Source organism: Bradyrhizobium ingae (genome assembly GCF_055791185.1).
In genome coordinates this window covers 20683-31757 of record NZ_JBVUBB010000055.1, presented here as the reverse complement: position 1 = coordinate 31757, position 11075 = coordinate 20683, and the positions used below count along the sequence as shown (strand labels likewise).

Annotated in this window: 8 protein-coding genes; 6 read left to right on the top strand and 2 right to left on the bottom strand. The window is 58.6% G+C overall.

Features of this window, described 5'->3' with window-relative positions; translation table 11 throughout:
* The first annotated feature begins 58 nt into the window (after positions 1-58).
* The gene (locus ACV1FX_RS39050; protein ID WP_473122824.1) at positions 59-481 is read left to right on the top strand and encodes a hypothetical protein; all 423 of its coding nucleotides are present in this window, start codon (positions 59-61) and stop codon (positions 479-481) included.
* Positions 482-782: 301 nt separating this feature from the next.
* On the opposite strand, the gene ACV1FX_RS39045 is transcribed toward ACV1FX_RS39050, so the two are convergent.
* Together ACV1FX_RS39045 and ACV1FX_RS39040 are read right to left on the bottom strand one after the other, a co-directional pair.
* Positions 783-2174, bottom strand: coding sequence for an aminotransferase (locus ACV1FX_RS39045; protein ID WP_473122823.1), 1392 nt, complete (start codon positions 2172-2174; stop codon positions 783-785).
* 11 nt (positions 2175-2185) lie between these two features.
* Positions 2186-3700, bottom strand: a complete 1515-nt coding sequence (locus tag ACV1FX_RS39040) for an NAD-dependent succinate-semialdehyde dehydrogenase (RefSeq protein WP_473122822.1) — start codon at positions 3698-3700, stop codon at positions 2186-2188.
* A 1127-nt stretch (positions 3701-4827) separates the two neighbouring features.
* Between ACV1FX_RS39040 and ACV1FX_RS39035 the strand changes: the two genes are divergently transcribed.
* Genes ACV1FX_RS39035 through ACV1FX_RS39015 form a run of 5 tightly spaced genes read left to right on the top strand, consistent with a single transcriptional unit; the run spans position 4828 to position 10210 of the window.
* On the top strand, positions 4828-6384 hold the full coding sequence (locus ACV1FX_RS39035) for an ABC transporter substrate-binding protein (protein ID WP_473122821.1): 1557 nt from the start codon (positions 4828-4830) through the stop codon (positions 6382-6384).
* 28 nt (positions 6385-6412) lie between these two features.
* Positions 6413-7327: an ABC transporter permease gene (locus ACV1FX_RS39030; RefSeq protein ID WP_473122820.1), complete on the top strand. Its 915-nt coding sequence runs from the start codon at positions 6413-6415 to the stop codon at positions 7325-7327.
* Entirely contained in the window at positions 7324-8226 is a 903-nt protein-coding gene (locus ACV1FX_RS39025; RefSeq protein WP_473122819.1) for an ABC transporter permease, read from the top strand. Before ACV1FX_RS39030 ends, ACV1FX_RS39025 begins: the two co-directional genes overlap by 4 nt.
* The gene (locus ACV1FX_RS39020) at positions 8223-9203 is read left to right on the top strand and encodes an ABC transporter ATP-binding protein (protein WP_473122818.1); all 981 of its coding nucleotides are present in this window, start codon (positions 8223-8225) and stop codon (positions 9201-9203) included. The genes ACV1FX_RS39025 and ACV1FX_RS39020 overlap by 4 nt, the downstream gene beginning before the upstream one ends.
* A 20-nt stretch (positions 9204-9223) precedes the next feature.
* Entirely contained in the window at positions 9224-10210 is a 987-nt protein-coding gene (locus ACV1FX_RS39015; protein WP_473122817.1) for an ABC transporter ATP-binding protein, read from the top strand.
* Positions 10211-11075 lie beyond the last annotated feature (865 nt).

Here is an 11075-nt window from a genome sequence, read left to right as displayed (position 1 = left end):
AAGCTGATGTACCTGTGGACGGCCGGCATTCGACCCGCGGCTGGATGATAGAAGCCGGATGAAGCGCGAGTTTCATGTCCGGATTCGTGAGGGCGGAGAGGTGAAATTCCTCTCCGCTACTCGACTGCTCAAGCGCTGGAGTGCGTTCACCCGCTTCCTCGACGACGGCCGCATGCGGCGCGGCGATCAAAGTGAGAGTGCGGACAGTTCTCAACCATCATGTCAGCCCGCGGCAAAGCCTCTCTCTTTCAGGGGCTCACACAAGTTCCACGAACAGCCGTGCATTTTCGACGAATTCCAGCCTCACGGCTTGAAGGGGGGCTCAGCATTGCAGACCAAGTCGGAGCTGTCCGGCCCTGATGTCGCGCGTAACTTTCGATCCGTAACCGTCTGCCCCCATCACCATCGATCTCAGATCGACCGCACCTTGTTCGCCGAGGACCTTGAGCTTACGCAAAAGATCGGCAGGCCTACCGCGTGAAGGCTTCGGCACCGATCGAAGCGGCGCGGCACCAAAAAAGAAGAGCCCTTGGCGGAGCATCGCCGCGGGCTCTTGGAGATCTAACTCACGTTGGTCTCAGCACTGCTTATTAAGCACCTCCGCATCGACCCGAACTGGAGGTGCGCCTTTCCTCGATGAGCGAAGCCAGGAAGCGCTGCTTCGCGTCGGCCGTCCCGACACGGTCCGTGCCAAATTCCGACAACTGCCGGTCCGTGCCAACTATGAACCGATGTCGTCGCTGACGATATCGGCCGACCTGAAAGGCGCTTGAACCGTGCGCTCAAGCGTCCTTCGCGAGTTCGTCCATGACTTGCTTTGTCGCACGATAGGCCAGATCAACAATCTCGTCGATCTCCGCCTCCGATACAACAAGAGGAGGAGCGAATCCGAGAATGTCGCCATGTGGCATTGCGCGGGCGATAAGCCCCCGATCACGGGCTGCCTTCGAGATACGGGCACCAACTTTGAGTTCGGGATCAAATCGACGCTTACCCTGTCGATCTGCAACGAATTCGACGGCGCCAAGTAAGCCCACGCCTCGTACCTCGCCCACTATTTCCAGCTGCGCGAACCGTTCCTTGAGGCGCTTTTGGAAATGCGAGCCGACAATCCGCGCACGATCGCTTAGTCGCTCCTTTTCGACGATATCAAGAACTGCATTAGCGGCGGCGGCCGCGATCGGATGACCGGAGTAGGTATAGCCGTGCGAAAACGATCCGACCCGATCCGCCGCTTCCTCGATAACAGCGTAGACCCTCTCACCGACAATGGCTCCAGAGAGGGGCATGTATCCGGATGTCAGACCCTTCGCGACTGTCACCAGATCTGGCTCGATCCCATACAGCGTGCTGCCAAAGTCAGCGCCGGTCCGGCCGAATCCACAAATTACCTCGTCGGCGATCAGAAGAATGTCATATCGCCTAAGCACGGCCTGAACTTCACGCCAGTAGCCAGTAGGGGGCGGCGTAATTCCGCCCGTACCCAGCACCGGCTCAGCGATGAAGGCGCCAATTGTTTCGGGTCCCTCTCGCAGGATCAGCTGTTCAAGCTCGGCCGCGCGCCGCCGAGAAAAGGACTCTTCCGTCTCACCCGGTTCAGCGCCCCAATAGTAGTGCGGCGTGCCGGTGTGCAAGATGCCTGGAAATGGAAGATCCATATGATCATGGTAGAACGACATACCTGTCATTGAACCGGAAATAACCGAGCAGCCGTGATAGCCGCGCTCGCGCGAGATGATCTTCTTCTTCTTAGGCTGCCCCCGCAGATTGTTATAGTACCAAACGAGCTTGGCCTGGGTTTCATTCGCGTCCGATCCGGAAAGCCCAAAAAACACCTTACTGGGCTTACCTGGTGCCATTCGTACGAGTCGATCCGATAGAATCGCGAGCTCCTCGGTCGTATGGGCTGCATAGGTGTGGTAGTATGCCAGCTTGTAAGCCTGCCGTGCAATCGCCTCCGCCACTTCGGTCCGGCCGTATCCAATGTTCACACAGTACAGGCCAGCAAAACCGTCGATGTAACTATGTCCCTGCGCGTCTTCGATTCGGATCCCTTTACCCCCAGCGACGATCGTGGGATCACCGATCTTGCCGCTCGCATATTCCTTGAGTTGAGTAAAAGGATGAAGGACGCTTGAGCGATCGAGTGCAGCGATGTTCTTAATTTCAGTCATACCGAATTCTCCTAAGCCGCCAAATCGCCGAAGCAGACGTATTTAGATTCCATGTATTCATCGATTCCGTGTCGTGAACCTTCGCGACCGAGTCCGGATTGCTTCCATCCACCGAAGGGAATGGGCGGCCCCGTGAACGAAGCTGTATTGATACCCACCATGCCGCACTCGATGCTCTCGGACAGTCGCAACGCTCGACGCAGGCTGTCCGTGTAGACATACGCCGCTAACCCCATCTCGCTCGCGTTGGCTCTGGCGAGGACCTCTTCTTCCGAATCAAATGGAAGTACTGCAGCCACTGGGCCAAATGTCTCTTCACGAGCAATGAGCATGTCGTCCGTGACACCGCTCAGCAGCGTCGGAGACACGAAGTTCTGTCCCAGCCACTCGTCTTGGTTCGCGCAAATTGCTCGCGCTCCCTTTGCCAAAGCATCGTCGATGTGAGCCCTGCATTTATCGGCGACTGACAGCTTCGTCATTGGGCCGATATCTGTTGCGGGCTCCAAACCATGACCAACATTGAGGCGAGCCATTGCTGCCGCAAACGCCTCGACGAAGTCGTCGTACACACGCCTTTGCACGTAAATGCGGTTGGCCGCCAAGCAATCCTGCCCAGATGTCGCAAATTTGGCCGCCATTGCCCCTTTGACAGCCTTTTCGAGATCAACGTCGTCAAAGACCAGAAATGGGGCATGCCCCCCGAGTTCGAGCGATACCTTCTTTACTGTCTCCGCGGCGCCTTCCAAAAGCAGCCGGCCAACTTGCGTGGATCCCGTGAAGGAGAGGGCGCGCACCCTTGAATCGCGCAACAGAGATGTCGAAAGAGCAACAGGATCACCGACGAGAACTTGAAAGACCCCATCCGGAACGCCGGCTTCCGCGGCCAACCTCGCTATCGCAAGAGCAGACAGTGGCGTCTCGGGAGCAGGCTTCGCAATGATCGGACAACCAGCGGCAAGAGCCGCCCCAGCCTTTCGTGTGATCATGGCGACAGGAAAATTCCATGGCGTGATCGCAGCCGCGATGCCGATCGGCTGTTTACGCACATGAAGCAGACTCGTGGGCTTGTGGCTGGGGATCGTCTCACCGTATGCGCGCTCACCCTCCGCGGCGAACCACTCGAGAAATCCGGCACCATAGCCAATTTCGTACCGGGCCTCAGCGATCGGTTTTCCCTGCTCAACAGTGACTAGGACGGCGAGTTCTTCCAGATGGTGACGCATCAACGATGCCCACGACCGGAGAACGTCTCCTCGCCTTGCTGGCAATAGCTCGCGCCATGCCCTAAAGGATCGTTCAGCTGCAGCGATCGCAATGTTCATATCCGCAGCATTGCAACGAGCAACGTTCGCTACTTCCTCTCCAGTTGCAGGATCGATCACAACGTCTCGTTGCTCACCCGCAATCCAGCGGCCATCGATCAGCGCGGCGCCCGCAACAAAATCGCGACGACGCAGATTTTGCAGGCGCTCCCTAGCAATAGCGACCAAATGCGAGGTTTTATGCCGAGCGGTCTGAAGGGACATCCAAAGCTCACGCGCAGGTTGTTGAATTATGGCTAGCTTACTGTCGCATCAAAGATATTTGCGCCGCGATTTCGCGCCGCTCAGCCGATTTCCTGCATTGGCGTCCGCTTTTTGAGGGAATCCGTCGCGGCGCTTGAAAATTGCAAGTAGCTCTTGTCCAGGGTGTTTCAGGCGCGGGGAGCGACTGGATCTCTCGTCCGCTATCCATTGGATTGGCAGAAACCGCCAGTTCCATCATGGGGCCAGTATTCTGGTTTTCACTGTAGGAGCAGAGGTCAAAACTGAATAACGACCCGAGGAAAAGGACCAGATAAGGAGGCGAGACGGCTGATAGGGTTCGCTTTTGACGCGCGCTATCAAGCGCTGACCTGCAGCGCCGGACAGGGCGTTTGCCAATGCTGGCGGTCGGCGAAATGTGCTGTTGCTTCCGTGGACGCCGAGGCGATTTGGCATGATGGCCAAAGCGAGGGTCTGTTTACGAAGAACTGGAGGATTGTCGTTTGTCTGCTGTCGCCGAGCAGGCGGCATGGGCGAAGAAGAGCTTGCTGTTGTCCAGCATCGACCGGCGCGATCCCTAAGATTGTTGGCGTCCGTGCAGCGTGGGCCGAGCTTTGTCGTTGAGTTTTGCGGCCTTCGCCACCGGGACCATCGGACCGCCACTTCTGGCGGCAAATCCTGTCGAAAAAAGTTGGTCAGTATCAGCCTTTGTACCGACAGGACTGGCGCTACAAAGCGGGCGCGGGGGTCTTTGCGGTCAGGCCGATCTTCAACTTGCTCGAAGCCTATGTACTCTCTGCCACAACCTTCATGGTCGCGACGTCAAGATCCCATCCCGGCGAAAAGGAGGTGGACGCCCGCCGTATTCATTCGACCTATGGCCGCTTTGAGCGGCCATCTGGGGGACGAGGTCAGCCGGCGGCGCTGTTTCGAGAGCGTGGGTTTCGCATTCCCGGCGCGCCGTCTCGATGCAAAGTGCCGGCCGGCGATAGATGTTCAAGATCGTCGCTCGGCATTTAAACTGCGGAGTTCTAATATTTTCTGCGCAATTTCCCTAGTGCTAGGCCAATTTTTAGCGGTTTTGAACTTGAGCAGCCCGTTACGGTCGCAGAACAAACAGGGAGGAAAGAATGGTCGTCCTGCGTGTTCTTGCGGCGGCATTTGGCTTACTCGCGCTCAACGCAACTGTCTCAGCCCAAACCAAGGACACGCTCGTTGCCGCGCTCGCCGCCGAGGCGACCGTGATCGATCCGACAAGGTCCTCAGCCGGTGTCGACGGATACTTCTACAGCCAAATGTTTGAACAGCTGGTCCGCTACGGGCCCGATCTGAAGCCGGTTAACTGGCTTGCGGAATCTTGGAGTATCGAAGGGACGGCGGACAAGTCGATCATCGATGTGCATATTCGAAATGGTGTGAAGTTTCACAATGGGGACCCGCTCACCTCGGAGGATTTCCAGTTTGCCTATGATCGACTAAAGGATCCAAAAGTTTCGCCTTGGAGTAACCTGCAGGCGAGCGTCGAACGATTCGAAATCGTTGACGACCATCACTTCAAGCTGCATTTCAAGTCGCCTGATGCGAGTTATATTATTAATTCGCTGCAGCTATGGGCGATACCAAAGAAATACTTCGAAAAGGTGGGTGAGGCAGGTTTCGAGAAGGCTCCGGTCGGCACTGGTCCGTGGAAGTTCGTGTCGCGCTCGGTCAAAGAGGAGATGCGGCTCCAGGCGTTCGATGATTACTGGAACAAGGATGTGCGTCCCAAAGTTAAGAATCTCGTTTTGAAAGTCATTCCGGAGGATTTGACGCGTGTCGCTGCATTCAAATCGGGTGCCGTTGATTGGATCGACGCGGTCCCGGTGTCCGTGGTCGCGGATATCAAAAAGATGCCGGGGGTGAAAACATTCACGGCGGCTTCTCTGAATAACCTCTACATCGACTTCACTGCTTACAAGCCGGATTCGCCTTTCAGCAAGTTGGGGGTGCGGCTGGCCGCTGCCCATGCGGTCGACGTCGACGCCATCATCAAGAATGTATTGTTTGGGCAGGGGGAGCGGTACACGGAGGTTTGGCGTGGCTCGACGGGTTACGACCCGGAGCTCAAGCCGAACGCGTACGACCCACGAAAAGCGAGGCAGTTGCTTGCTGAAGCTGGCTATCCGAACGGCTTCGACACAACGTGCTACAACCTGATCACGCCGCGTGAGCCGAACATTAAGGAAATGGGTGAGGCAGTGTTCGCCTATCTCGGCGCTGTCGGCATTCGTTGTAGGGTGCAGCAGCTCGAGTACTCGGCGTGGCTCAATCTCAGTCGCCGAGCAACGCGTTCCGAGATCGACGGCATCTTGATGTCGATGTGGGGTCACGGTCTGCCGGGCGATCCGGCTGAGCCTTGGGCTGGCATGCTACACAGCTATGTGCCGGGACAAGGATTTGGCTCTTTTTCAAATACCAATGATGCAAAAGTCGACGCGATGATCGAAGAGTTGAAGATGACCATGAACCCGGAGAGGCGGGTGGAGATCATTAAGCAGATTGCCCGCTACAAGCATGAAAATGTGCTCGGCGGCGTGACGACGTACCGCCCCGTCAATACGTTCGCGTGGCGCGACAACGTTGAGTTCCGGCCGTGGCCGTCTCCCGGATCGTGGCGTCAGTTCCAGGAAGTCAGCTTTAAACCATAGCCCGTCTCTCCCGCGATAAGAGGCAATGATGAAGGCGGTTTTTGCCAAAGGGCTGCTCAATGCCCTGGTGAGCATTCTCGGCGCGAGCGTAATCATTTTCGTGATTTCGCGCCTTTCGGGCGATCCAGTCGCGCTTATGCTGCCGATGGACGCCCCGCAGTCGGCGATTACTGCCCTGCGACAAGAACTCGGGCTCGATCGCCCGATGTGGGAGCAGTTCCTGCTGTTCCTATGGAAGGCGGTCCAGGGCGATTTTGGCCAATCCTATCGATGGCAGATGCCGGCGTTGGCACTTGTGTTCGATCGATTGCCGGCGACTATCTACCTGGCCACGGCGGCGTTCGCCTTTAGCCTCGCGCTCGCGATTCCGCTCGGTGTGCTGTCGGCGGTGTATCGGGGCTCATGGGTCGACCAAATCGGACGGATCATCGCCATGTTGGGCCAGGCAGTGCCGTCGTTTTGGGTTGGGCTTATCCTTATCCTCGTATTCGCGGTCACCCTGCAATGGCTGCCCGCCTTCGGTGCAGACGGCGTTCAGCACGTGATCCTCCCAGCGATCGCGCTTGGCTGGTATCCGGTCGCAGCGCAGACGCGCGTCATCCGTTCCGGTATGCTCGAGGTGCTCGACAGCGACTACATTCGGATGGGGCGTTCCGTCGGCACGCCGGAGCGCCTGCTGATCTGGAAGTACGCCTTCCGCAACGCGCTGTTGCCGCTTGTTACCATCATGGGCGTCTACTTCGCCTCGATGCTGAGCGGCTCGTTCGTGGTCGAGACGGTATTCGCCTGGCCCGGACTTGGACGAACGGTCGTCGAAGCGGTGTTTGCGCGCGACTATCCGGTGGTGCAGGCGGGCGTTCTCGTCACGTCGATGCTGTTCGTGCTGTCGAACTTTCTCGTCGACCTGTCCTACAGCATCATCGATCCGAGGATCCGTCCGTGAGTGCAATCTCGGCACCAACTCCTGTTACTGCCGTCGTGGGCACGACTCCGCGGCCGTTTCTAGTCCGTTACCGTCTGAAGGGCGCGCCTTGGATTCCGATCCTGATTCTGTTGCTCATCATTGTCGCAGCCATCGGTGGAGAGAGCTTCGCCCCTCAGGATCCCAATGGGCTGAACCTCGCCGCCGCGTTCCGACCGCCATTCTGGCAGGCCGGCGGCAGCTACGAATATCTGCTCGGCACCGACAATCTCGGCCGAGACGTCTTCTCGCGCATCATCGCCGGTGCGCAGATATCCGTGATCGTCGCTCTCTATGCGATCGTGTTTTCCGGCGCGATCGGCACGATGCTTGGAATCATCGCCGGATACTTTGGCGGCATCGTCGACGCGGTGATCATCCGCATTGCCGAGATCATGATGGCAATTCCCAGTCTCGCGCTGGCGCTAATCATTTCTGCATCGATGGGTCCTGGTCTATCCACCGTTGTGATTGTAATCGTACTCACGTACTGGACCTGGTATTGCCGCATCATCCGCAGCGAGATCCTGTCGTTGCGCGAGCGGGATTACGTATTATTCGCCAAAATCGCCGGCTGCGGTCCGCTTACGATCTTCTTCCGGCACCTCTTGCCCAATATCTTCAACACGCTTCTGATCCTGATGACGCTGCAGGTCGGTCAGGTGATCATCTTCGAGGCCTCGCTGTCATTCCTGGGGCTAGGCATCCAGGCGCCCAACACGTCTTGGGGTCTAATGCTCGCCGACGCGCGGCAGTACATCACCTATGCCTGGTGGGGGATCACGATGCCGGGCATCGTCATCATGTTGACCTGCCTTTCCTCGAATCTGGTCGGCGACTGGTTACGCGACCTGCTCGACCCGAAACGGAGACAACTGTGACCGCCGCACCACTTCTGCAAGTCGAGAACCTGCAAATGCATCTGCATCTGCGCCGTGGCGTGGTGAAGGCCGTGGATGGCGTTTCATTTAATGTCCACGAAGGCGAGACGCTCGGCATCGTCGGCGAGTCCGGCTCAGGCAAGACAATGACCTGCCTCTCGCTCCTGCGCCTCCTGCCGATCCACGGCGACGCCAGGCTGGAGGGCAGTGTGAGGCTCGACGGCGAGGACCTGCTGCATCTCACCGAAGAGGAGATGGCGAGCCGCGTGCGGGGTCCAAAGGTAGCGATGATCTCGCAAGACCCGATGACCTCGCTCAATCCGGTTTTCACGGTCGGCGACCAGGTCTCTGGACCGTTTCTCTACCACAAGCTGGTCAGGACCGTTCGCGAGGCGAAGACTGCTGCCACGGCTGGGCTTCGGCGAGTCCGGATTCCCTCACCGGAGCGGCGGCTGAAGAATTATCCGCATCAATTTTCCGGCGGCATGCGCCAGCGTGTCGTAACCGCCATGGCGATCGCCTGCTCGCCACGCCTGTTGATCGCCGACGAGCCGACAACCGCGCTCGACGTTACCATCCAGGTGCAGATCATGAGCCTGCTGCGCAGCATCCAACGTGACTCGAAGCTCGGAATCATCCTCATCACTCATGATCTTTCAATCGTCGCCGGGCTCTGCCACCGCATTGCGGTGATGTACGCTGGTAGGATCATCGAAACTGGCAAGGTGCGCGACATCTACCGCAACCCCCAGCATCCCTATACCCAGGCCCTACTGGAAGCGATCCCGCATCTCGGCCAAAAACGCAAACGGCTCGCCGCGATTCCCGGACAGCCGCCGAATCTGATGGACCTGCCGACGGGCTGCCGCTTCGCGCCGCGCTGCCCGAAGCGGATGGCCGCCTGCGACGACTATCCGCCGGCGACCGAGCTGGGCGACGGCCATGTGGTCAATTGCTGGCTCGCAGCGAAGCAGTAGCGACACAGGTAAAGCGACAGATGGGCCTCGAACTTCGCGACCTCTCCAAACATTTCACCATCCGCACTGATCGCGGCAACGCCGTTGTGCGCGCGGCGGAGAAAGTCAACCTCGAGATTCCGGAGGGGCAGACCGTGGCCCTCGTGGGTGAATCCGGTTGCGGCAAGACCACAATCGCCAAGCTCGTGCTGATGCTGGAGCGACCGACCAGCGGGGCGGTGACCTTCGACGGCAAGAGTCTCGGCGACATGTCGAGATACGAGATCAAGAATTACCGCCGGCAGGTGCAGGCGGTGTTTCAGGACCCTTACGCCTCCCTCAACCCACGCCTTACGGTGCGTCGGATCATCACCGAGCCAATTCTTGCGCACTACAAACGCGATCGAGCGACGCTCAATGCGCGCGTCGCCGAGCTCCTGGACATCGTTGGTCTGCCGGCGGCGTCGGCGGATCTCTATCCGCATGAATTCTCTGGTGGACAGCGCCAGCGCATCGCGATCGCGCGGGCGCTTGCGCTCGAACCGCGCATCATCATCCTCGATGAACCGACCTCGGCCCTCGACGTGTCGATCCGCGCGCAGGTGCTAAACCTGCTGATGGACATCCAGGAGAAGTTCGGTCTGACATACCTCTTGATCGCGCACGATCTGGCGCTGGTCGAGCATCTGTCAGCGCGTATCGCGGTGCTCTACCTCGGCAGCGTGGTCGAATGCGGCAAAAGCGAGCAGATCTTTACGGCGCCGAAGCACCCCTACACGCAGGCGCTGTTGGCTGCGGTTCCACGTCCCGATCCGGACTACGTGCCGAAAGCAGCCGAGGGGTTTGACGACACTGGCAGCGCGCTCGAACCGCCAAGCGGCTGCAAGTTCCATCCGCGATGTCCACATGCGATGCCGATCTGCGCGTCCGAGAATCCATCGCTCATAAAGCTCGCCGACGGCCGCGAAGCGGCATGCCATCTGCTGAGCGGTCCGCTGGCAGTTCAGGGCGAGGAGCATGGAAAATAGCGACGTTGTGGTCGCACCCAACACGCACGAGACCTATCCGCGGTTAGGCAATGCTCAGTCAATCTGCGATGAAGCCCTCTGCGTTTGTGAGCGCTACGAGCGGAAATTGTGTTCTTGAAAAGCTTCTTTAGCTGGCGCTTAGTTTCGGTTGGCCGGCGGATGTATAGTCGGGATTGGCAAAGATCTGCCGGTGGGTTGTGTGTTCGCTTGGAGATCCAGAGGCTACTGGACCTGATCGGTTCGCTCGGCGCAGCTGAAATGCCTATGAACTTCTAGAAAGGCTTATCCAGCTGGACGCCGCGAGCCTACCCGGATCTCGAATGAGCAGGCCAATCGGGGGCGAAGAGAGCCCGATCTTGGCTCCTAGACCGACCCTTAGTGACGCTGCCACCGGCCTGGCGCGGCTCGAATGCCGTCCGCGCTTCGTGGGCAAGAGGAAAAAGGCCCGATCGGATATCAGCAGTTTGGCTGACGTCCGAGCAGGGCCGATTTGATCTGTTCTGCGCAGCCATGCTCCTTCGCCAGAAGACGTTCAATTTCTAGACCATTCTAGTGTTCGCATGAGCGCTCATGCCGTCTCGGTCAGCAGTCGGTGTCGTGCTCACAAAGAGGAAAGCATGCGCCTTACCAGACATGAAGCATAATTTCGGCGACGCTCGTGCTGACATTGCGGAAATTCGGCTGGCGAGCGAAGTAAGGTCGAGCGATCGGATAGGAAGTCCGCGTCTGGAGAAGTTGGTTGGGGTGGCACCGTTAGCGAGCCGGAGGCGATGACCCCTCAGGCCGACTGCGCCGCTGCGTGCATCGGCCTGGAGTTGCCGTAAGCCGAGCGCCCACACGGAGCTCATGCCTGGAGCTGTAGCTC